Origin of the sequence: Marinilabilia salmonicolor (assembly GCF_003003035.1) — a bacterium.
Taxonomy (GTDB): domain Bacteria; phylum Bacteroidota; class Bacteroidia; order Bacteroidales; family Marinilabiliaceae; genus Marinilabilia; species Marinilabilia salmonicolor_A.
The window spans coordinates 143,428-167,918 of the sequence record NZ_PVTS01000011.1 but is presented as its reverse complement, the minus strand read 5'-3'; the positions used below and the strand labels follow the sequence as shown (position 1 = coordinate 167,918).

Here is a 24,491-nt window from a genome sequence, read left to right as displayed (position 1 = left end):
TGATGTTTGAAATGAATTGACCTGGTTCTGGTGATGACTCACCGTTTTGTTCACCAAAAACACCTGATTCGATTCAAGACAAATGAGATTGAAAACGCTGAAAAGCCTTTGTTCATAAGATCTGCAGCTATCTGGTGAGTCAAAAATAAAAAAATAATTGACTCACCGTTTTGTTCTCATTTTTATTGAAATAAACTAAATTGAATTGATTTATAAAAAACAAAAAAGCCTGAAAATCATACGATTTACAGGCTTTTGATTTCAGATGGTTTCTGAAAAGTCGGGGTAGCAGGATTCGAACCTGCGACCCCCTGCTCCCAAAGCAGGTACACTAACCGGACTGTGCTATACCCCGAAAAAATAAGAGCGGAGAGAGGGGGATTCGAACCCCCGGTACAGAATTACCCGTACGCCGGTTTAGCAAACCGGTGGTTTCAGCCACTCACCCACCTCTCCAAAATATTCTGCAGACCTTTGTCTGTAGAGGGTGACGCTTTTCTCAAACGCGATTGCAAATGTATTAATTCGATTCTGAATTGACAAATATTTTTACCGGGAAAAGAAAAAAAATGAATGTCGAAAAGTGGAGTGTATTGATTCTTATTCGATTAAAAAAATAAATATGTTGAATTATTTTTTCAGATTTTGTGTTTGTAGCCGGTAAAAGCGTATTCAGATGGTCTCTCTGCAATAAAAAAGACCGTCCGGGGGAGTGTTTCCCGGGCGGTCTTAATAAGTAAAATGATTGGATTAATCGTTTATGGTTTCTTCTGATGTGAATGATGGTGCCGGCAATCCTGCTCCGTTAAACAGAGATGCTTCAGCGCCGTTTTTATAGGCATATCGTACATTTACCGGTTGGTTCACTTTGGGTGAAGATACGATTACCTGTTCTTCTTTTACTGTTGCATTTGCAGGGAAGAACTTGCCATCGTTGCCGGCAATTTCAAACTGGTTTGGCACATCAGAATTGATTTTCAAACCATCGGAAACATTGGTGAATGTGATAATGATTTTTCCCTCTTGTGCTTTAAAATCATCTGGAATCGGGCCACTGAATGGTATGTTCTTTTCATAGTCCTTTGTCAAAGCCCATAAAGCCAGACGTTCTCCAACATCGGTTTTGTTTGCCGGATGGATGTTGTTCACATTTCCGATATCGAGGGTTACTGCCATCCCCGTATTCGGAATCTTCAGGGAACGCCTTTGTGCTTCACGCAAGTTGGCAGATGAGATACCTTCCACATCGTTGTAATTCCAGGGAGCCAACTGAACATAGTAGAAAGGCATCTCCGGGTTTTTGAAATCTCTCCGCCAGTTGTTGATCAATGCCGATTTAAGCTCCATGTATTGGTTGGCTCGTCCCACATTGGTTTCACCCTGATACCAGATTGTTCCATTGATAGTGTAAGGAACAAGAGGAGCAATCATGGCATTGTAAAGGACGGTGGGGGTGTGCGAACTGAGTTGTACTGACAATTCGGGCCGTGACTCATAAGCATCGGTGGATGGATCGAAGAGATATAGTTTGCTTCCGGCTATTTGTCCGACCACATTGTATTTCCATTCTCCGTCAAGGGCAATGGCATTTGCGTCATTTCCCTTGGGATGAATTTTCATCTGATCCGGGTCACCGTATATTCCACCACCACCCTGATGGTCCATTACTTTCACGGCAATAGTGGCGCTGCCCTGTTTAGCCATTTCTGCCGGAATGGTGTAATATCTTACTTGTTGCCAGAAACCTTCTACTTCTGTTCCGCCAATCTTTTCCCCATTGAGATAGGTCACATCCATGTCATCAATGGGGCCCAGTGAAAGGATTAATTCTTGTCCTTCCCAGCTTTCAGGGATTTCAATGTCTTTTCGGAACCAGACAATTCCATCCATCTCCCCAATCTCGGTTTGTTCGATGGTTGTGGGGAGTTTTACGGATGGCCAATTTGCTGTGTTGGTTGCCGGGTCACTGCAAAATTCATCGAAAGCATCCAGATCTTTATAGGGTTCTTTATTCCCGGCAGTGGGAAGAATACTTACAGATTCGTTGGTGGCAAGCCATCTGTCGTAGGCTTCAGCCTGGGGGGCTAATTTTTCCAGGTCTTTAATGATGTCTGAGAAATCTTCACTTTCCTTGAGCTGCGTTGAACTTATCCATGCTTCAATGGGGGTTCCGCCCCAGCTGCTGTGGATAATTCCTATGGGGACATTCAATTCTTTATTGAGCTTCCGTGCAAAAAAGTAGGCCGTAGCACTAAAGTTTCCGGAATTCTCCGGATTGGCCTGAACCCATGCTCCTGAAACGTTGTCAAGCGGCTCTGAAGCCATATTTCTGGCAACCGTAAACATCCGGATGGCTTCATTATCAGAGTTGGTAATGAATTGTGCTGAATTAAGGATGGTGTCGTTGGGAGGCCAGCCTTTCAGTGGCATTTCCATGTTTGATTGGCCTGAGGCCAGCCATACTTCACCCAACATCACATTTTTTATGGTGATGGTGGTGTCGGAAGAACTGACTGATAATTCGTAAGGACCGCCGGCTTCAATGGTGGAAAGCTCTGTTTGCCAGGTGCTGTCGTCACCTGCTGTGGCAGTCGCTGATTTTTCCCAGCTGCCCGAGATTGTTATTTCCGTACCAGGGGTGGCTTTTCCCCAAATGGCGACGCTTTTGTTTTGCTGAATCACCATATTGTCAGAAAAGATTGACGGAACAGAAAGATTTGTCTCTTTATTGCAACTCATCAATGTTGAAATAGCGGTAATCAATAAAGTAATTTTGAAAAGGGTTTTCATCTTTTTGCTTTTTTAGTGTTGTTCAAAAAAGGCCGGCCATTTGTGCGGCCGGCCTTTATTGATGTGAGTATTTCTATCAAAGATTATTTATCGTTTTTCCCTTTATCGTTGGACTTATCATCTTTGGATCGTCCTGACGATTGCTGGGGTTTTGCGATAGAGTCACGCATTTGCGTATCGGCATCTATGTTTTTATACTTCATGTAATCCATAATTCCGATGTTTCCGGATCTGAAGGCTTCGGCGATGGCTTTGGGCACTTCTGCTTCCGCTTCGATTACATGAGCTCTTGCTTCTTGTGCTTTAGCTTTCATTTCCTGCTCTTCGGCAACGGCCATGGCGCGACGCTCTTCTGCTTTGGCCTGAGCAATGTTTTTGTCGGCTTCGGCCTGGTCGGTCTGAAGTTCAGCACCTATGTTTTTACCTATATCGATGTCGGCAATATCAATGGAGAGAATTTCGAATGCTGTTCCTGCATCCAATCCTTTGCTCAGCACAACCTTTGAGATAGAATCGGGATTTTCAAGCACAGCTTTGTGTGAACTTGATGAACCAATGGAGGAGACAATACCTTCACCCACCCGGGCCAGCACTGTTTCTTCACCTGCACCACCCACCAGCTGTTTGATGTTGGCACGAACGGTTACCCGGGCTTTGGTAATTAACTGAATTCCGTCTTTGGCCACAGCAGCCACCGGAGGTGTATCAATGACTTTGGGGTTTACAGACATTTGTACAGCCTCAAAAACATCACGACCGGCCAGGTCGATAGCTGTTCCCATCTGAAAAGTAAGATCGATATTGGCTTTTGATGCGGAAACCAATGCATGGACTACGTTGTCCACATTTCCCCCTGCCAGAAAGTGCGCTTCCAATTCATCGCGTTTGATGGTCTGAAGGCCTGCTTTATGGGCTTCAATCATGGCCCTTACAATGACGGATGGCGGTACTTTCCGGATGCGCATAAGCACCAGTTGGAGAAGAGAGATGCGAACACCGGTTACCAGTGCCGAGAACCACAATATTACGGGAACATAATACAGTATCACAAAAAAGAGAACAATGATGACTGCAATGAGCCCGAGTGTTCCGAAAACTTCCATAGTAATTATTTTACTGGTTTAACAATGATGTAGGTTTTATATACTTCGGTTACTTCAATTTCTGTTTTAGGATCAAGGAACTGACCGGGACAACGGGCTTCCACATCCTGTCCGTTGATTCTCGCTTTTCCAATGGGGTTCAGGCGGGTAATTGTTTTTCCCGTATCGCCAATATTGATGGAATTTTCCACGACGGTATCCACATTGCTGTTGATGCTTGAACTCAGCATCAGTTTTTGCCAGGTTTTGGTTCTAAGCGCGTAAAATAGGATGATGAGTGTTAAGAATATGGTAAGCGCTAATGTGATGTGGCCTGTTGCAGTATCCAGCCCGTAGGCCATGAAAATACCACCGACAATCATGCCCAGACCACCAATGCCGGCGATGGTAATTCCCGGAACCACAAAAAATTCCAGAATGAGCAATAGAAGCCCGGTGATAATCAGTAAGATAATAATTGTCATTGTATAGTCTGTCAATAAACTACGTAAAGTTTGTTTTTAGTCCTGTTTCTGGTCAGAATGTGCCAATTGCTAGGCTTGCGAAGCCGCCAAATGCGGAGTTTACTTGTGTAAATGAGTATTTTGGCGGCAAGCGTAACGACGCAAGTGGTACTTTATGGACAGAAACTGTATAGGGTTAATCAATGGTGACATTCAAGGATTTTCCGGTTAATTGTTTTTGCAAATCAGATAGTTCGTTGAACGAACCTTTCTTTATTTCACAGTAACCCCTGTAATGGGTGAGGGTGGCACATTGTTCCGCCTGCAAAGTGTCATGGTTGCAGTGTTCTATTAATGCATCGATGACATCATCAAAGGAGTTGATGTCATCGTTGTGCAATATCAGCAGATGGTTGCCAATGCTCTCTTTGCTGGAACCCAAATTTTCTTTCCTTTTGTCGTAAGGCGCCATAGTTCAAAAATTTGTTGTAAAATAGGAAAATAATTCATTCCAAACAAGCGTTTCTGCCTATTCTGTGCTTCTTGATTATTCTGAACTCAGTTCTCTTGCCTTTTCAATGGATATTTTTTCTCCATCAATAAATGCTACAATAAAAGCACCAGGAAAACCATTGTTTCTAACTCTTTCGATGTTCTGTGCGGCTTCCGCATAACCGGACCATGCTCCGCTGTAGTATCGGGTAAGATCTTTTCCCGGTACTGCCTGCGAGGTTACCTGTGGTATGCGTGACAGCGCTTCCGAATCGGGAGAATTACGGAAGACGCCAATTTGAATTTTGTAAACAGGTTTTCGGCTTGCTGTTTTTTTGTCAGGTTCTCCGAAAGCTGCTTTTACAACGTTGTTTGCGTTTTGTCTTTCAGATTGGGTTATTGATGGTTGATTGTCAGCGGGAACGCTTTCTGTTTTCTGCTTGCTGGTGGCATTATTGGCGGTTGATGATGTAGCAGAAACCGTTAAATTATTTCCCTGACTGTCGAGGAGACTTTGTTCGATCATCTCAATGGCCTGGCGCTTTAATCCTCCCAGATTTTCATATTGTCCCGGGTTCCAGACAGCCATTTTTTCGATGCCGTTATTGGCTTGCTCGAATCTGCTCTGGGCTTCACCCAAAAGATTTTCCCAGTGCCCGTTGCCCTGGTTTTCTGCCATTCGCTTAAGAACAGGTTTGTAGATATTAAACTTTTTGTCGAGCGCTTCATGATACATCGATAAAGCCTGTTGTTGCATGTATCTGCTCTTTCTGGATGCCGGCTCGCCACTTTCTTCCTGATTGTTTTTTGACAATGAGTCCAGGTTTCTAACTCTTTGAATAAGACTTTTTTGTTGTTCTTCTTCTGTCCCTGACGTAACAGAGCTTTCCAACAGCTTAGAAGCTTCCAGTTGCATGATTTTGGCCCATGTGTACATGCTGTCGGTTTGCTGAAGTACCTGGATTTGTGCAGGTGAAAAGTATTTTTTATACATCGGGTTTAAACGCTCCTGTCTGGTCATGAATTCTTCATCGGAATAAAATGAAAAATTGCCCGATTTCAGAGCCGGAGCAGTCAGGCTGTTGTTGGATGACGCCCCGGGCGCCGGTTTTTGCGCTTCATTATACATTCCCCGGCTTTTAAGTTCCGATATTTTGTCCATCTCCAGCTGCCGGGCTCTTATGTAATGTCTTTTTACCTGGTCGTCGTGGCCGTAAACCTTCTTTTCCAGTTCCAGAATCTCATCCATCAGTCTGCTCAACTCTTCCTGATTGTAGCTTTGCGCATATTGTTCCCTTTTGTTGCGCATCACTTGTTCCAGGCTGTCTTTTTGCATATCTACATTTTGACCCCTTTTGAATTCCATGCGTGCAACATCACTCAGAAACTGATCAAAATTGGTGTAAACCAATGTGTCATTGATGTAAAACTGAAATTGCTGTTCACTGTTTCGTTTGGCTGTTGATTGTTTTTCCTGCTCTTGTTTGGTGCCATCTTCCCAGAAATTGCCTTCACTCAGAGGAAGCAGGGCAAGCTCACGTACCTGGTTAACATCTTCCGTCAGGTTTTTGAACACGTTGTTGTCCCAGACAATTTTAACAACAACTGCAGTTCCGGGCGCAACTCCCCGGTTGGTGGTAAACCAGGCTCTTTCTCCAAACGGGTCTGCTGCAAACAGAAAGTCATCATCCGGCGAATTAAAAGGAGGGCCAAGATTCTCAGGTGACGAGAACGTGTCACTCTCCGGGTCAAAAATTGAACGGTAGATGTCCAGACCTCCCATTCCTCCCGGTCGGTCGGAGGCAAAGAAAAAAGTAGTACCATCCACCATCAGGAATGGGTGACGGTCGTCAAAATCTGAATTTACAGGTTCACCCAGGTTTTTGCTTCCACTCCAGCGGTCAAGCAATTGCTCCATGAAGTAAATATCATGAAGCGTGGTGTCGGGCTCTTCTAAAACAAAGTAAACATCATCACCTTTTTCGGTTCGGTACATGATTTTCTCGGGTGGGACGCCTGTTTTGAAAAAAGTTTTGTTTTTGGCAATTGTACCGGCCTCTTCAGGCAAGTTGTATTGCGAGAGACATGCAGACTCCGGAACGGTATCTTTGTCAATGATCTGAATGCTAAAGTGTTTGTTGATTAGTGTGTTGGCACTTTTACAATCCTCGACAGATCTGAGCGCTTTGGCTCTTCTCGGGTCATTATTGGTTGCGTATTTCAGAAAGTTGTTAAACTCCTGTTCGGCCAGTTCGAATTCATATGCTTTTTGATAGGCTTTTCCCAGATAGAAATGAACATCTCGGTTAACTCTTCTTGACTGCGCAAATTTTAATCTTTTGATGGCTTCACTGAGGTTTTGGCGCTGCTCAACAAGACAAACACCCAGGTAGTAGTTGTATTTTGCTTCCCGTTCATATCGCTCAATAAGTTGCTCGTACATGGGGAGGGCTTCGGCATAGTTCCCTTGTGTGAATAACTCCAGTGCCCTATCGGGAGATACGACTGATTCCTGTGCCATCATTTGGAGAGAGAGTATGCTGAGAATAATTATGGTAAAATACTGCTTCATGCCTTCCTGAGTTTTGTTGTTGTTTTATTATGAAAAGGGACTTGTTTATTATTTGTGATATTCGTATGTCGTTTGTTTATAGATGATTTAAGGTAGCTCATTATTACCGGTTTGAATCCTCATGTTAATGATTTTCAAACGATATCCTTTTCACCTATTCACTTTTCACTATTAGCTGGTCACTAATACAATTTCCGGCATCAAATTTAATCATTCGAGGTGAAATCCCTAAAAGGATTTTTGATGTTCATCAAAATTTCCCGGTGGGTGGTTGGTCAATTATTTAATAATTGGTAATATTGTTCGATTTTGTTAAAAAAACACAACCCTTCCCGGTTCGATCTTTACCAAAACCAAGTCAGTAGAATAACAGAACTTGGTTACTTGTTTGTTCATAAGGAGGGGTGAATTATAATTTTTTAATGGCCCCAATTATGAAGCACTTTTACCTCATTCTTTCGTTGATTCTGGCAATTTCTTTCTCCGAATTAAAAGCCGATGTTCTTTATGTAAAGCCGGGTACTGCGAGTACCGCCTGGCAAAATCAGACCAATGTTTATTCCGATTTACAAACTGCCCTGGCTGCTGCTGTGGCCGGTGATGAAGTTTGGGTGGCTGCCGGTATTTATAAACCTACCACTGCAGGGAATCGGGATATCAGCTTTGAGCTGAAAGACGGGGTTCATTATTATGGTGGATTTGCCGGTGATGAAACAGAACTTTCTCAGAGAGACTGGCGCCTGAATGAAACAATACTGAGTGGTGATATTGGGGTTGAGGAAGATAATTCAGATAATAGCTATCATGTAGTTACCTTACGTGAGGCGGCCGATGTGAATCTGAATTACCGAACAATTGTCGATGGTTTTATAGTTGAGGATGGGAAAGGATCTTCGGGGACAGGGTTTTATATATATGATGGCGACCCAATTGTCAAGAACTGTTGGTTTAGAAGGAATCAGGGGTCTTCGAATGGGGGTGGGGTTTATTCCCTGTTGAATGCCCGACCATTGTTTGGGAATGTAATATTTTCATTTAATTCAGGTCGTTATGGTGGATCTGTGTATGCTGAGCGGCAAGCTCTTTTTTATAATTGTACCTGGTATAAAAATTACGCTGAAATTGCCGGCGCAGCCTTATTTACCAATACATCTGCAACGACTGTCTATAATTCGCTGGAGGTGCTTAACGAATGTGGAGAGTCTGATAATTCTTATTTTAGTAATAACAACGAATATTCAACTCTTTCCTTTCATGAAGAAATAAACTACAAACCGCTTTTTGTTGACCCGATGAATGGTGATTTTCGTTTGGCTGAAGGTAGTATTGCTGTTGATGGGGGTGACAATTCCTATTTGCCTGATTGGCTGTTAATAGATTATTCCGGAAATAGCCGAATACAGAATGAAGTGGTTGACCTGGGTGTGTTTGAGGGTACTGTTGCCGTTCCTTCCTTGCAATTGCCGGAACACAACCATGTCTTTGATATTGATGTGTCGAGTGTTGCACTTACCTGGGACTGGGAAACATTCGCACCTGAAAATCTGGATGATTATACTGTAGAATACTCGGTGAATGGAGGAGAAATGGTTCAGGAAGCTGAAACATCCGTTGCATCGCATACTATTTCAGGTTTGAGTGAAGGTACTACTGGCAATTGGAGGGTATGTGCAAATCTTTCTGACGGGACGAAACGGTGGTCGCCTTACAGACAATTTTTTATTCAACGTTCGCACCCTTTATATGTAAAACCCGGCGCTACAGGAAGTGGTGCTTCATGGTCGGATGCTATAACTCTTTCTGATGCCATGAAAATTGCTTGTCCCGGTGAGCAGATTTGGGTGGCAGCGGGAATTTACACTCCAACCACCGGAGATTCACGGGATGAGTCCTTTGAAATCCGGTATGATCTGACGTTGCTGGGTGGATTTAGCGGAAATGAGACTTCTCCCGATGAAAGGGACTGGAATCAGAATCAGACCATTCTAAGTGGTGACATTGGAATTGAAGGGGATAATACGGATAACAGCTATCATGTTATTAAAATGGTCGGTAATGAAAATGCACCGATAACCCAAGCTACTGTTATTGATGGGATTATTGTTGAGAATGGTTATACAGGGTATAACTCAATCGCCAGTTTGGAAAATGGTGCCGGAATGTGGTTACAATATGCATCACCGATTGTTCGTAACGTTATATTTCGCGATAATACTGTAAATTATGGCCATGGAGGTGCAGTCTCTGGAGATGATTTTTCGGCGGCATCATTTGGAAACGTTATTTTCCATAATAATTCGACTACACATTATTATGGCTATGGGGGTGCAGTAAATAGCTATGGAGGATTTGAGTTTTATAATTGCGTCTGGTATGACAATTATTCTAATTATTATTTTGGGGCTGTATATGGAAACTCTGTTGTTGTAAACTCTATTGCCTGGAATAATTTTTCAGCAGATGGGTATAATGATTTTTCTTATGATGTAACTATACGAAATACGCTTTATCCAGATGCCGATAATACTAATGGGAATATTTCAGGCGAGCTTGCTTTTATTGCACCTGACAAGGGTGATTTTAGGATACGAGCTAACAGTCCTGCTATAAACGCAGGTAGCAATACGGATGTCCCCGAATGGTTGACAAAGGACTATTTTGGGTTAGAACGTATTCAGGATGGGGTTGTGAATATGGGCATTTCGGAAGAAGTTGTTTTCACTCCTGAACTGCTTAGTCCTGCAGATAGCACTGTCTTTGAGTCTAATCAAACAAGTGTTCTTTTTGAATGGGGATGGAGTGATACTCAGCCTGCTGATGTGGAGAGTTATATTCTTGAATATTCAATCAATGAGAACGAACCTGTTTTAGTTGAAAATTTGGAGAGTTTAAATTACACATTATCAGGGTTAAGTCCGGCAAGTGTTGTACAATGGCGTGTTGCCAGCGTGGATGCTTCTGGTGCTTTAAATTGGTCAGATTTTTATCGTTTCTTTATTTTACGCGGACATGCATTGTATGTAACTCCGGATGGAACAGGAACCGGAAGCTCATGGAGCGATGCCACCAATCTACAAGTTGCTATTAATAAGTCAATGATGGGTGACTCTATTTGGTTGGCTAATGGGGTTTATTATCCTACCAATACTTTGGATAGGAATGCTTCTTTTGAATTGAAAGATAATGTAAAGATTTTTGGTGGTTTCGCAGGCTTTGAAACAGAGTTTTCTGAACGAAACTGGAAGGATAACGAAACAATTTTAAGTGGAAATATTGGTGAAGAGGCACTGAATTCCGACAATAGTTATAGGGTGCTTGAAGCAATTGGTACTTCAAAAAAGTTGCTTACTGAAAAAACTGTTTTAGACGGATTAATTGTTGAGGGCGGGGCAGGTTATAATGGCTCTGGAATTTATCTTGATAATGCTTCCATTTTAATTCGAAACTTGTGGATTCGAGATAATTCTTCAAGCTATGATGGAGGTGCAGTGTATGTTAATTATGGCAGTAAGCCAAAATTTGGGAATGTGTTGTTCTCTGGAAACTCTTCAGGCGATGATGGAGGTGCCGTTTGTTCAGTGGGAAATGCCGAATTTTATAACTGTACATGGTCCGGGAATTCAGCCGGCGGCAGGGGTGGTTCTGTTTATGGATATGCAACCATTACCAATTCTATTTCATGGGGAAATAATTCCGGTCTTTATGACAATGAATTCTCCAGCAGCAATAACGTCAGAAATTCTATCTACGAAACCCGTGATGAAAGCAATGGAAATGTTTCTGCGGATCCGATGTTTGTTGCACCCGATAAAAATGACTTTAGGCTTCTTGCCGGAAGTCCGGGTTTGAATACCGGTGTTAACGAAGATGTACCTGAATGGTTGACAACAGACGGATTCGGAAGCGAACGAATCAAAGAAAGTATTGTGGATGTTGGTTCTTTTGAAGGAGCTGTAGAGAGTCCTAAGTTGTTTTTCCCGGAAGATGGAAGGTATTTTGAGGGAACAAGTATGGATTTTTTATTGGAATGGTATTGGGAGAATGGTGAACCGGCAGATGTAGATCATTATATACTGGAATATTCCATTAACAGAGGAGAGGTAGTCCTTGTAGATGACCTCCCGGGTACCGCCTATAGTTTGTTGGGCGTTTCATCTGCGACAGAGGTTGCCTGGAGGGTATGTAGCGTGTCTGAATCCGGACAGGATACATGGTCGAAACAACACCATTTTTCAGTATTGAGAGGGCATCCGCTTTTCGTAACTCCTGAAGGAACCGGTGAAGGTACTTCATGGAGTGATGCGATGAGTCTTCAGGATGCATTGGACAATGCAGTGGATGGAGATTCTATATGGGTGAAGGCGGGGATATATACACCAACTGAGACAGCTGATCGTGAGGTTTCTTTTGTATTAACCGAAAAAATAAAATTGTTTGGAGGATTCAACGGTACTGAAACTGAATTTGCCCAACGAAACCACATTTTGAACAAAACCATTTTAAGTGGTGATATTGGTAGTGAAGGTGTTAAAGCCGACAATAGTTTCCATGTTTTATCGGCTTTGGGCACAACAAAAGAACGGGATGACTGGAGTGCCGTAGTTGATGGGGTTATTATAAAGGACGGTTATGCAGATGGAAGTGGGGAAAGTCGGAATGGAGGAGGTCTATATCTCCAATGGGCTTCTCCTTTGTTTATCAATGTGCATTTTACAAATAACTATGCTTTAAATGATGGTGGTGCAGTTTATGATGCGGAAGGAAGCCAGGCTGGATTTGTAAATGTTCTCTTTACTGATAATGCAAGCGATAGCGAAGGTGGTGCTGTTTATGCTCAAAAATATCTCAGGTATTACAATTGTGTTTGGTTTAATAACTCCTCCGGGAGTGATGGGGGCGCAGCTTATGGACGAAACAAAATTGTTAATTCTATATTTTGGAAAAATTCAACTCAAAATGATTACAACAATGATTTGAGTCGACAGGAACTGGTTTCTTATACTATTTATGATAAAGGGGATAGCGACTTTAACCTGAAAGGAGACCCCGGATTTGTTGATGCGGAAAATGGAGACTTTAGATTAAGAGATGAAAGTATAGCCTTGAATGCCGGAAGCAATGATGCGCTTCCTGAATGGTTGACTACCGATTACTTTGGTAATTCCAGAATTTTAGCAGATACAGTTGATATTGGAATCTCTGAAGGAGCAGTCGTTGGTCCAGTATTATTAGCTCCCGAAAACCAGTCGGTTCTTTCGATTGTGGAAGGAACCACCATTATGCTTAAGTGGGCTGTGGAAGACAGTGAAGTTGCTGCAACTATTTCTGATTATCAACTGGAATATGTGATCGGCGAAGATACAACCCTTGTTGAGAATATTGAAGGTTATGATTATGGTCTTTCAGGACTCGCACCACTGGATTTAGTTAAGTGGCGGGTAGGATATGTGGATGGTAGTGGTAACACCAATTGGTCAGTCTATGCTTCGTTCAGTATTTATCGTGGACATCCGTTGTTTGTTGTGCCAAATGGTACCGGAGACGGCTCTTCATGGGGGACCGGCATTGATTTGAAAGATGCATTGAACATTGTAGCAAAAGGTGATTCTTTGTGGATTTCAGCCGGGATCTATAAACCTACAAATACAACAGACAGAACTTCTTCTTTTGTTATAGATGAGAATCTTAAATTGTTTGGTGGATTCTCTGGTGTTGAGACTTTCTTTGAAGAACGTAATACCCATAAAAACCAGGTGGTTTTGAGTGGAGATATTGGGGAGCCCGGTGTTGAAGGTGACAACAGTTATCACGTAGTCAGAATTTTCGGTGTTCAGGATCAGCCTGTTACAGAGCAAATGATCCTGGATGGGGTGACCATTGAAAACGGGTTCTCTGATGTTTATGACGTCAATGATGGAGGTGGCTTGATTATTAACAGAGCTTCCCCGATTATAAAAAATGTTTGGTTTAGGAATAATTTTGCTTCCGATAAAGGGGGTGCCGTCTATGTGGATACCTGGAGTAATCCTTTGTTCGGAAATGTACTGTTCCAAAATAATGAAGCGGGTGATAACGGAGGTGCTGTCTATTCTGATAATAAGGTGAACTATTATAACTGTGTTTGGTCGGGAAATTATTCCGGTTATTATGGTGGTGCGGTTTATGACAACAGTAGTACCTCTTTGGTGTACAATTCTATTGCCTGGGATAATGAGGCAAGATGGAGTTATGATAATTTCTCTTATGGAGTTTCTTCTTTCTATTCCATTTTCAACAATGCTGTTGAACAGAATGGGAATTTGAATCAGGAGCCTGGTTTTGTTTCTGTTGAAAAAGCAGATTTCAGATTAAAAGAGGGTAGTCCTGCCATTAATACAGGAAGCACCGAAAACCTTCCGGATTGGTTGGTAACCGATTATCATGGTAATTCCAGGATACAGGGAGATACTGTGGATATGGGAGCCATAGAAGGATGGGTTATTTGCCCAACTCTTGTGAGCCCTGCCGATAAATCCTGGTTGGATGCTGGTTTCTCAGGAACTAAACTTGAATGGGGTTGGAATGACTCTATCCCCAACAATATTAACGGCTTTGTTGTTGAGTATATCATTAACGGTGGTGAGTCGCAACTGATTGAAGATCTGACTGCTTTAGAAACTCAGTTGACCGGTCTTCAGTCGGCCGATGTGGTTTCATGGCGTGTTGGTAGCCTAGAGGATACCGGTTTTACAAACTGGTCAGAGAGCCGAACTTTTACGGTTAACCGTGACCATCCACTGTATGTAAAACCCGGAGCAACAGGCAATGGAACTTCATGGCTGGATGCAATGGATCTCAAAGATGCAATGGCGATTTCCATCGAAAATGATGAGATATGGATCGCGGCCGGAACCTATAAACCTGCTGATGAAGGGGATAGGAATGCTACTTTTGAATTAAAGAATGGCATGAAACTTTATGGTGGCTTTGGCGGTTTCGAATCTTCTGTGGAGGAGCGTGACTGGATGGCCAACGAAACCATACTCAGCGGAGACATTGGCGTGGAAGGAGATGTGAATGATAATAGTTACAATATATTGAGAGTCAGGGGGTCTGAGGATCGTCTCTTTGAGGATAATGTGGTGGACGGTTTTATCATAGAAAAAGGTAAAGCTAGGTATGATGGCGGTGGTATATATATTCGCTGGTCTTCTCCCAAGTTGAGAAATATCTGGTTAAGAGACAATCTGGCCGACAGGTGGGGAGGAGCTGTTTATTCCCAAAATGGTAGTAATCCTACGTTTTCTAATGTGTTGTTTGTAAATAACAGTGCCGCATCAGCAGGAGCTGCAGTAATGGCATCTTCTGATGCTACTTTTAATAATTGTTTATGGTATGGAAATACAACAACCGACATAGGTGGAGCTATCTATAAGAACAACTGGGTCTCTGTGGAGGTTAATAATTCCATTGCCTGGAACAATCACGATTCGTCAGATTCTGATTTTAATTTCACAACCGGAATTGAAAACTCTGTTTTTGCGGATGCTGACGGTTCCAATGGAAACATTGCCAAAGATCCTCTTTTTGTGGATGCTGACAATAGTATTTTCCATTTGCAAAAAGGCTCGCCTGCTATCAATGCAGGTGATAATGATCTTGTTGCCGATGAGTTGTTAACTGATTATGCAGGATTTGACCGTACTTTTGGAGATAATGTGGACATTGGCCCGTTTGAATACCTGCAAATTCAACCTGTAGCTCCCACCAATGGAGGTAGCGGGACGAAGGAATACAGTATGTTGATGATGCTAAATCTTGTTTGGGGAATATCAGACGGTACGATAGAACCACAGACCAACATTCCTTCCGACTTTGAGTATCAGATGAAATTGTGGAAAGTTGGTGATGAGGATAATCTCCTGGAAGATGGTCCTTTCAGTGCAAGCAGTGGCATTGATGGAACCAATAACAGCACAATTATTGGTGGCCTGGAGTATGGCTCCGCTTATCAATGGACCATTGGACTGGATTACGGTGATTATGTCAATTGGTCTGAGCCCTCCACCTTCTACATCGGTCATGATTACACCATTAAGGTAAAAGAGGGTAGTACCGGAACAACAGGCGCTTCATGGGATGATGCTTTTGGAACTTTGCATGAAGCCCTTGATTTTGCTTTACCAGGTGATGAAATCTGGGTAGCTGAAGGAAAATACTATCCTGTAACTCCCGCCGACCCTAGTAATGTTACGCAAGCGGAACGTGAACAGGCTCTTTCGCTCAAACCGGGAGTGATCATTTACGGTGGGTTGGCAGGTGATGAATCCAACGCATGGAATAGAAATCATGTGGAACATCCTGTCATATTGAGCGGTGATATTGGTGTTTCCGGTGATGATTCTGATAATAGTATTCATCTTTTCAGAAATGAGTTTGATGTTGCAACTCCACTTGGACGGGGAGCAGTTATCGAAGGTTTCATTTTTGAAGATGCGACCGGAAGTGCCATCTACAATGTAAATTCTTCGCCTTCAATTGAGTTTTCAGTTTTCCGCAACAATAGCGGAGATAATGGCGGTGCTGTTTACAATGATGGATCAAGTCCCCGCTTTTTTAATGTTCTGTTCCATGACAATGAAGCCTCAGGAAGTGGAGGGGCAATTTTTGCTGATGGAGACTCTAAACCCGAATTGCTCAGCTGTACTGTTGCTCATAACAGAGCATCCAATACCGGCGGATTATATGGAACTTTTGATGTGAAGAACAGCATCGTTTATTCCAATGAAAACGGAGCATTTTCAGATGCTGCGTCTCAGGTGGTCTATTCATGTGTTGAAGGTGGTTACGAAGGTGAAGAAAACATCTCTTACGATCCGCTGTGGACTGATCCTCAGAATCGCGACTATTCACTTCAGTTGTTCTCACCATGTATTGAGCAGGGAAACAATAAATGGTTTACAGGACTCTTTGGATATGATCTGGCTAAAAATTCACGTACGCACTGGCTGAAAACCGACATGGGGGCTTATGAAGCCACAGAAAACGGGAAGCTGGAAGTTGTGGAAAGCTCTGTTGATACTGATGGACTTACCGATTTTATTGATTCAATTACCATTCGTTTCAATCAACCTATTGCTGTTGACCCGTCTGTTTCACCGGTCCTTAACCCGGATTTGGAAACAGAATTGAGTGTTTCACCGCAGGATCCGTCCCTATTGATTATTTCTCATCCGGGACTTCAGGCCTCTACAGATTATCATCTGGAGTTACCCGGAGGACAAGTTACTCTGGCAAACAATGATCAGATTATCCAGTGGTTTGCTGAATTTGACTTTACCACCAGGGCTTGTGTTCCGGTAGTATTATCTGTTGAAGATCCTGATGTTTCGGTTTGTCCGAGAACGTCGGTTACTCTTGGTGTCAACATAGAGGGTGATGCGCTGGATTATTCGTGGGTGTTCAATGACCAGGAAACCGAAGTTTCAGTTTCGGATTCTCTGTTTATTGAGTCTGTGATGCCGGAGAATACAGGAGTTTACACTGTTACTGTTAATGATTGGTGTGGCTCATCCGAGGAGGTAACGCTTAATCTTCAGTACAAGGCCGGAACCGAGCTGGTAATTCCTGAACCTAAGTGGAATACTGTTTATTTTGTTGATAATTCATCTGGCAATTTATCTGAATTCAGATGGTATCTTAACGGAGAAGAAGTCTCACAAAAACAATATGTGGATGTGAAGTCAATGAGTAGAGGGGATTTGACAGTAACGGCCTTTGATGAAATGTCTCAATGTCTGATTTTCGGAGAAGTAAACAGAACGAAGAGTGCCTCTTTAAAATCCGCTGTGGTTTCACCGAATCCTGTGGTTGCCGGAAATCCGGTTGATGTTATTCTTCCTGTTGTGTCAGAAATGTCAAGAATAAGGCTTTACGATATGAAAGGTTCTTTATTGATTGACCGGGAATATGGTGAAAGCAGTATTCTTCAGTTGAAAGATACCGATTTGAGCAGCGGTGTTTATCTGATACAGATTGAATACAATGATGGCTTCTTGGAGAATAAGAAACTGATTATTGAATAGATTTTTCAGGCAGTTGTCTGCTCTTAAACCGGACAACTGCCTGGTAATTAGATTAATTTTTTTAGATGCAATACCCTATACTATGGATAAAAATATTATTTCTACTTTTCGTATAAAAGGATTTGGTTTCTTTCTACTTCTGTCTATGGTTTTTTGCCTTGATTTGCAGGGACAAAGCGACCAGGTGTCAGACTCTTTAACCGTAAGTCAAAATAGGGCAGAGGAGGCTTCCGGATTCAATCAGGAAGAAATAATTACGAAGCAAAAGCTTTTTTCCACTACTTTTTATGTTCATGGAGGAATGTTTGAGTGGGCACACACTAACTCTTCAGTGGCGCTGGATCCTTTCCCTTCTTATGGAGGAGGGGTGGCCTTTAACTTCAGAATAGTTAAGTGGCTGGAACTTTCTACTGGTGCCTCCCTTTCACTGCAAACCACCGAAGGAAATGTTGCAGAATATTCGGCTGCTATGCCCTGGATTGATGATGAAGGAGATGCCTTTGAGAAAAGAGTTTCTGCAACCGGAGTGGAGGAAACCCAAAAATACATCTGGGCTGAGTTTCCGATTTTGATTCGTGGGTTTGTCACTGTTGGCAGATGGGACCTTTTTGCCGAGGCAGGTGCAGAGTACAGATTGCCGGTTAAGAGCACTTATGAGCAGAAGGGAATGTTTACACATCAGGGGTACTATGAAGAATATAATCTGTTGCTGGACAATCTTCCCGAACTTGGCTATTATACGGATTATCCTAAATGGGTGGATGAAACAGACCTGGATCTGGATAATGTGTTGCTGCCCTTTGCAGGTATTGGTGTGGTTTTTCCGGGACAGAATTCTCACTTGTTTCTTGAAGCCAGATATTATTTCCCCGGGAATGATCCCTTTTTAGAGAAACAGGACATTTTGTTTCCTGGTCCTGAATACAACACCAGTGGTGCATTGCATCAGAATTTGAGTGTCATGAATCAGGGCGAGGTTACCTTTTCCGGTTTCCGGGGAATTCTTGGAATTAGGTTTTAATCTGATTTGTCCATAAATCAGAGCAATTGTAAAAATGCTAAACAAAACGCGGTGTAGGCTGTTTTTTTAGTGCATTTAAAAACATGTTTATATTATGGCAAAATTAGAAGAAGGACAAAAAGCTCCTTCCTTTTCAGGGAAGAATCAGGATGGGAAAGAAATCTCTCTGGATGATTTTAAAGGGCAGAAAGTAGTACTTTATTTTTATCCCAAAGACAATACCTCCGGTTGTACAGCAGAAGCATGCAATCTAAATGATAATTTGGACCAGTTTGCTGATAAAGGATTTAAAATAATCGGGGTAAGTCCCGACAGTGAGGCCTCACACCGTAAATTTATCGACAAACACGGATTGAAATTTGATCTGATCGCTGATCCCGAAAAAGAAATTCTCGAGAAATACGGTGTTTGGGCCGAAAAAAAGATGTATGGTAAAACATACATGGGCGTAGTTCGCACCACCTTTATTATTGATGAGAGCGGTTTGATAGAGAAAATCTTCAAAAAGGTGAAGACTAAAGAACATTCTGAACAGATTTTTTCCGAGTTGAATCTTTAATATTTATGGTTATCTTTATCGGTGAAAATACTGCAGGGTGTAGCTTTTTTTATTGGCTGTAAGTGAGCTGATTGAAGAGTCCTGTCAGTTTGCATGGATTATTAAACTGCATAACATAGAAAAATAGTATGGCCGAACAAGAGGAAAAAACGGACAAGAAAAAAGAAGAAGCTAAAAAAGTGAATGCCGAGAAGCTGAAAGCTCTTCAGCTTACTATGGATAAAATTGATAAGACCTATGGAAAGGGAGCCATCATGCGGATGGGAGAATCGGTGGCTGAAAATGTGCCTTCTTTCTCATCAGGATCTATCGGACTTGACCGTGCACTTGGTGTAGGTGGATATCCCCGTGGACGGGTGATTGAGATATACGGTCCTGAATCATCAGGTAAAACGACTTTGGCCATTCATGCCATGGCAGAGGTGCAGAAACTTGGTGGAATCGCTGCCATTATTGATGCGGAACACGCTTTTGACCGTTTTTATGCTGAAAAACTGGGTGTGGATGTGGAGAATCTGTTGATTTCACAGCCAGATAACGGTGAGCAAGCATTGGAAATTGCCGATCAGCTGATTCGTTCATCTGCCATTGATCTGGTGGTGGTTGACTCCGTTGCTGCTCTTACTCCTAAGGCTGAGATTGAAGGTGAAATGGGCGAAAATAAAGTGGGACTTCAGGCGCGTCTGATGTCACAGGCCTTGCGAAAGCTTACTTCAAACATCAGTAAAACCAACACCTGCTGTATTTTTATCAACCAGTTGCGTGAGAAAATCGGTGTGATGTTCGGTAATCCTGAAACTACTACCGGTGGTAATGCCCTGAAGTTTTACTCTTCTGTTCGTTTGGATATCAGACGGGTTACACAGTTGAAAAACGGCGATGAGGTGGTTGGTAATCATACGCGTGTTAAAGTTGTTAAGAATAAGGTGGCACCTCCGTTCCGCAAGGCCGAGTTTGATATCATGTATGGTGAAGGAATCTCTAAAATCGGAGAAATTATCGATATTGGTGTGGAGCACAATGTGATTAAGAAAAGCGGATCCTGGTTCAGCTATGGAGATACCAAACTGGGACAAGGACGCGAAGCTGTTAAAGATGTGATTCGTGACAATCCCGAATTGGCCGAAGAACTAGAGCGGAAGATTGTTGCTGCTTTGACCGAAGAGAAAGCTTAGGAGGAATGTAACGCTTCATGAGCTTTCTGTAAATCACAATATTTTGATTGTTTAGGCAGAAGGCAGAAGTTGATAGAAGTTTTCTTGAAAAATAACTGACAGGGCTTGCTGAATTTTCGGCAGGCCCTGCTTGTTTGTGATAAATTGGTTTTTTATTATTTTGGAATGTGATGAAAGCAGACCTGAAGAAATTAGAGAAAATTCATAAAGGAAAAATATTTTCGGATGAGGTGCTCCGAACATTATATGCGACCGATGCATCTGTGTATAAGGAAATGCCTTTGGCTGTTGCTTTTCCTGAAGATGAGTCGGACATAAAGGCGCTGATTCAATTTGCCGGAGAGCATAGAATTTCTTTGATTCCCAGAGCAGCAGGAACATCACTTGCGGGACAGGTAGTGGGGGCAGGTATTGTAGTAGATGTTTCCAAAACTTTCACAAAGATACCTGAAATAAACCTTGAAGAACGATGGGTAAGGGTTCAACCAGGTGTTATTCGCGATGAACTGAATATGTACCTGAAACCGCACGGTTTGTTTTTTGGTCCTGAGACATCCACCTCTAACCGGGCGATGATAGGAGGAATGGTGGGGAACAACTCTTCAGGAGCCAATTCTGTGGTTTATGGTACTACCCGGGATAATATTCTGGAAGTTCGGGGGTTTCTGAATGATGGTTCCTTGGTGGTATTTACTGATTTAAACCCTGTTGAGTTTCAGGAAAAAATGACCGCGGAAACAGAGTCTCTTGAAACCGACTTATATCGCCACATTTACGAAGCACTGGCCAGTGATGGGGTCAGAATGAAAATCAAAGCTGAGTTTCCCAAACCATCGATCATCCGAAGAAATACTGGTTATGCGCTGGATAAAATTGCGGAAACCAATGTCTTTGAAAAAGAAGGACCTGACTTTAATTTTTCCCGATTAATTGCAGGGTCTGAAGGTACACTGATGTTTATTACCGAGGTAAAGCTTCAATGTCATCCATTGCCACCAAAACATAAGGGGCTGGTATGTGCTCATTTTAACTCTGTTGATGAAGCCCTGAGAGCTAATTTAACGGCATTAAAGCATCAACCTACAGCCAGTGAGCTGTTGGACGATTTTATACTGAATTGCACTAAAAACAGTCCTGAGCATAGCAAAAACAGGTTCTTTCTTAAAGGAGAACCCAATGCCCTTTTGGTAGTTGAGTTTTCATGTGATTCATTAAAAGAAATCCAGGAGTCTGCACAAAAGTTAATTGAAGATCTTAAATCTTCCGGTTTAGGGTATCATTATCCTTTGGTGACAGGTGATGATATTAAGAAAGTGTGGGCTTTGAGAAAAGCTGCTTTGGGACTTCTCTTTACTACTCCGGGGGACGCAAAACCGGTAGCTGTTATTGAGGATACATCGGTGGCTGTGGAAGATTTGCCTGCTTATGTGGCTGACTTCAAAAAATTGTTGGCAGACATGAACCTGACCTGTACTTTTTATGGTCATGCCAGTTCTGGTGAGTTACACTTACGTCCGGTCATTGATCTTAAAACAAAAGAGGGGCAGAAGCTTTTTAGAAAAATCGGGGAAGAAACGGCAGCACTAGTTAAGAAATACAGAGGTTCGCTAAGCGGAGAACATGGAGACGGGCGTTTGCGGGGGGAATTTGTCCGGTTGATGGTGGGAGACGAGAATTACGGGCTTTTTCAGGAGTTAAAGAATAAATGGGATCCTCATCATATTTTCAATCCGGGGAAGATTGTGGGTACCCCTCCAATGGATACTCATTTGCGTTATCGTGCCGGCGTGGAAACACCCGAAATCAAAACTGTTTACGATTTTAGCCGGGAGAAAGGTGTTGTCAGGGCCGCTGAGTTCTGTAATGGTTCAGGTGATTGTAGGAAAACACATCTTTCGGGAGGAACGATGTGTCCCAGTTATATGGCCACCCGCGATGAAGAGCATACCACCCGTGCCCGGGCCAATATTCTGCGGGAGTATTTGCGTAAACCGTATGTGAAAAATCGTTTTAACCACAAAGAAATCTATGAAGTAATGGATCTCTGTCTTTCCTGTAAGGCTTGTAAGTCTGAATGTCCTTCGGGCGTGGATGTGGCTAAGCTGAAAGCTGAGTTTCTTCAACATTATTACGAAGCCAATGGGGTGTCATTGCGTACACGGATGATTGCCGGGATATCTAAACTTAATCAGTTGGCTTCGTTCTGGCCGGCAATCTATAATTTTTTTGTTTCAAACCTGTTTACATCCGCCATCTTCAAGTGGATTGCCGGTTTTGCACAGCAGCGTACCCTTCCTTTATTGGGAAAAACAACTGTGAAGAAATGGTATAAAAAACGCTACTCACCGGCTCAGCAAAATTTCCCCGGAGGGAAGGTTTATTTGTTTAATGATGAATTTACCAATTACAACGATTGGGGAACGGGTAAAAATGCTGTACTGTTGCTGGAACATTTGGGTTATGAGGTGGTGATTCCGAAGCACAGGGAGAGTGGCAGGGCCTATATTTCAAAAGGATTGTTAAAGAAAGCCCGGAAAATAGCAATTGATAATGTCAGCGGCCTGAAGGATATTGTTACAGAAGAAACGCCATTGGTGGGGATAGAGCCTTCCGCCATTCTTACTTTCCGGGATGAATATGTTGACCTTGTAACTGATGATCTGAGGCAGGATGCCCGAAAACTTAGTGAAAACGCTTTGCTTTTTGAGGAGTTTATCGTCAGGGAGATTGAGAAAGGGCATATTACTTCTGAGTTTTTTACTTCAGAGCAAAAAAAGGTGAAATTTCACGGGCATTGTCATCAAAAAGCCATTGCGTCTCAGGATCCAACAGTCCGTATGCTGAGTTTGCCACGGAATTATGAAGTGGAGGTTATTCCTTCCGGGTGTTGTGGTATGGCCGGTTCTTTTGGTTATGAAAAAGAGCATTATACCGTTTCTATGAAGATAGGAGAGTTGGTTTTGTTTCCGGCCATCAGAAAAAAAGAACCGGATGCCTTGGTTGCTGCTCCGGGAACCAGTTGCCGGCACCAGATAAAGGACGGAACGGGGGTGGTAGCCCAGCATCCGATAGATATTCTTTATCAGGCCTTAAGATAAAAGTTAATTAGTCAGTAGTGGGGGGTTGCCTAAATAGTCATTGCCTTCGTGTTGTTTGTCATTCTGAGCATGCGAAGAATCCCTGTAAAAGGCATCTATTGCTTTGGGGCAATTCTGTTTTTTCCGTAACAGATTCTTTGTCGTTCCTCCTCAGATTGACATTGCGCTAAGTGTCATTCTGAATGTAGTGAAGAGTTTGTTATTTAAGCAATTAAGGCAGTCAGAGCATGAGGGGTTCTTATGTATTATATCCTTAATTTCACCACAGATTATCCAATCTGTAAGCTACCATAAATTCATGACTTCCACTGTTGACTCTTGATAATTTGTTGAGTGTAAAGTCGAAGGCGTAACCGGCTTTCAGAAACTCTGTAATTTGAATATTGAAAAACAAGCCGGCAGCATCTCCAATTCGGTAATGAGCTCCCATGTAATATTGATCCTGATAGAGGAATCTGGTGGTGATATCTGCAGATATGGGAGCCCCGGGCATCACCGTTATCAGAGCAGAGGGAAGAAATTGCCACTCATGGTCGATATTAAATTGATAGCCACCCATTAGGAATATTGGTGCATCATAGGAGGTATTACTCTCCCGGTACTCATCCTCCAGCTTTACCCGAATCATTCGGGGAGAGGATATTCCCGCAAAATATTCATCCGTATAGAGGTAAAAACCAATTCCAAAAATAGGTGAAGTCCGGTTCAGATCACTCTGGAAGTGGTGATCGTTACTTTCGGTAAGTTCCAAATCGGAGATTGTTGCACTGAAATTGGTTATTCCGGCGTTGAGTCCCATCGATAAATGCATCCCCCGGGCAACGGTAATCTGATAGGCATAGGATGCTTTAAAGTGGGTGTTTCTGACCGGCCCAACCCTGTCTGTCATCAGACTCAGCCCGATACCAAAATTTTGTCGTTGATACGGGGTATGGGCACCAAAACTGTAAGATGCCGGATATCCGTCAATTCCCACCCATTGATGTCGGGTTAGCAGATTCATGTTCAGGCCATCAATCGTACCGGCAATGGCCGGGTTGAGCTCTAATGGATTATTGATATAGTTGGTGTACAGTGGTTCTTCCTGGGCTTTAGCGGTAATCAGGCTCAGGGAGAGCAATATGATTGTGAATATTCTGTAGATTGATGTCATCTTTCTGATATTTTCCGGTTG

Annotated in this window: 11 protein-coding genes and 2 tRNA genes; 5 read left to right on the top strand and 8 right to left on the bottom strand. The window is 42.7% G+C overall.

Annotated features, from left to right (window positions below; genetic code table 11):
• Window positions 1-280 precede the first annotated feature (280 nt).
• The 7 genes from BY457_RS12475 to BY457_RS12445 form a co-directional block, all read right to left on the bottom strand.
• A tRNA-Pro gene (locus BY457_RS12475) sits at window positions 281-355 on the bottom strand.
• Between the two features lie 12 nt (window positions 356-367).
• Window positions 368-456: transfer RNA gene (locus tag BY457_RS12470), tRNA-Ser, on the bottom strand.
• A 294-nt stretch (window positions 457-750) separates the two neighbouring features.
• Window positions 751-2,790 (bottom strand): sialate O-acetylesterase, encoded by a 2,040-nt coding sequence (locus BY457_RS12465; protein ID WP_106153660.1) that lies wholly within the window; start codon window positions 2,788-2,790, stop codon window positions 751-753.
• 83 nt (window positions 2,791-2,873) lie between these two features.
• Window positions 2,874-3,893, bottom strand: a complete 1,020-nt coding sequence (gene floA / locus BY457_RS12460; RefSeq protein WP_106153659.1) for a flotillin-like protein FloA — start codon at window positions 3,891-3,893, stop codon at window positions 2,874-2,876.
• Between the two features lie 5 nt (window positions 3,894-3,898).
• Window positions 3,899-4,357, bottom strand: coding sequence for an NfeD family protein (locus BY457_RS12455; RefSeq protein ID WP_106153658.1), 459 nt, complete (start codon window positions 4,355-4,357; stop codon window positions 3,899-3,901).
• A gap of 175 nt (window positions 4,358-4,532) precedes the next feature.
• On the bottom strand, window positions 4,533-4,808 hold the full coding sequence (locus tag BY457_RS12450) for an ATP-dependent Clp protease adaptor ClpS (RefSeq protein WP_106153657.1): 276 nt from the start codon (window positions 4,806-4,808) through the stop codon (window positions 4,533-4,535).
• Window positions 4,809-4,883: 75 nt separating this feature from the next.
• Window positions 4,884-7,400 (bottom strand): tetratricopeptide repeat protein, encoded by a 2,517-nt coding sequence (locus BY457_RS12445; protein WP_106153656.1) that lies wholly within the window; start codon window positions 7,398-7,400, stop codon window positions 4,884-4,886.
• Window positions 7,401-7,834: 434 nt separating this feature from the next.
• Between BY457_RS12445 and BY457_RS12440 the strand changes: the two genes are divergently transcribed.
• The 5 genes from BY457_RS12440 (at window position 7,835) to BY457_RS12420 (ending at window position 23,317) form a co-directional block, all read left to right on the top strand.
• Window positions 7,835-17,464, top strand: coding sequence for a choice-of-anchor Q domain-containing protein (locus BY457_RS12440; RefSeq protein WP_106153674.1), 9,630 nt, complete (start codon window positions 7,835-7,837; stop codon window positions 17,462-17,464).
• Between the two features lie 82 nt (window positions 17,465-17,546).
• Entirely contained in the window at window positions 17,547-18,485 is a 939-nt protein-coding gene (locus BY457_RS12435; protein ID WP_106153655.1) for a hypothetical protein, read from the top strand.
• Window positions 18,486-18,579: 94 nt separating this feature from the next.
• Window positions 18,580-19,044: a thioredoxin-dependent thiol peroxidase gene (gene bcp / locus BY457_RS12430; protein WP_106153654.1), complete on the top strand. Its 465-nt coding sequence runs from the start codon at window positions 18,580-18,582 to the stop codon at window positions 19,042-19,044.
• A 128-nt stretch (window positions 19,045-19,172) separates the two neighbouring features.
• A complete protein-coding gene (recA, locus tag BY457_RS12425; RefSeq protein WP_106153653.1) occupies window positions 19,173-20,219 on the top strand; it encodes a recombinase RecA in 1,047 nt (348 codons plus the stop codon).
• Window positions 20,220-20,389: 170 nt separating this feature from the next.
• Window positions 20,390-23,317 (top strand): FAD-binding and (Fe-S)-binding domain-containing protein, encoded by a 2,928-nt coding sequence (locus BY457_RS12420; protein ID WP_106153652.1) that lies wholly within the window; start codon window positions 20,390-20,392, stop codon window positions 23,315-23,317.
• A gap of 259 nt (window positions 23,318-23,576) precedes the next feature.
• Here BY457_RS12420 and BY457_RS12415 read toward each other — a convergent pair whose 3' ends face one another.
• Window positions 23,577-24,470: a PorP/SprF family type IX secretion system membrane protein gene (locus BY457_RS12415; RefSeq protein ID WP_106153651.1), complete on the bottom strand. Its 894-nt coding sequence runs from the start codon at window positions 24,468-24,470 to the stop codon at window positions 23,577-23,579.
• Window positions 24,471-24,491 lie beyond the last annotated feature (21 nt).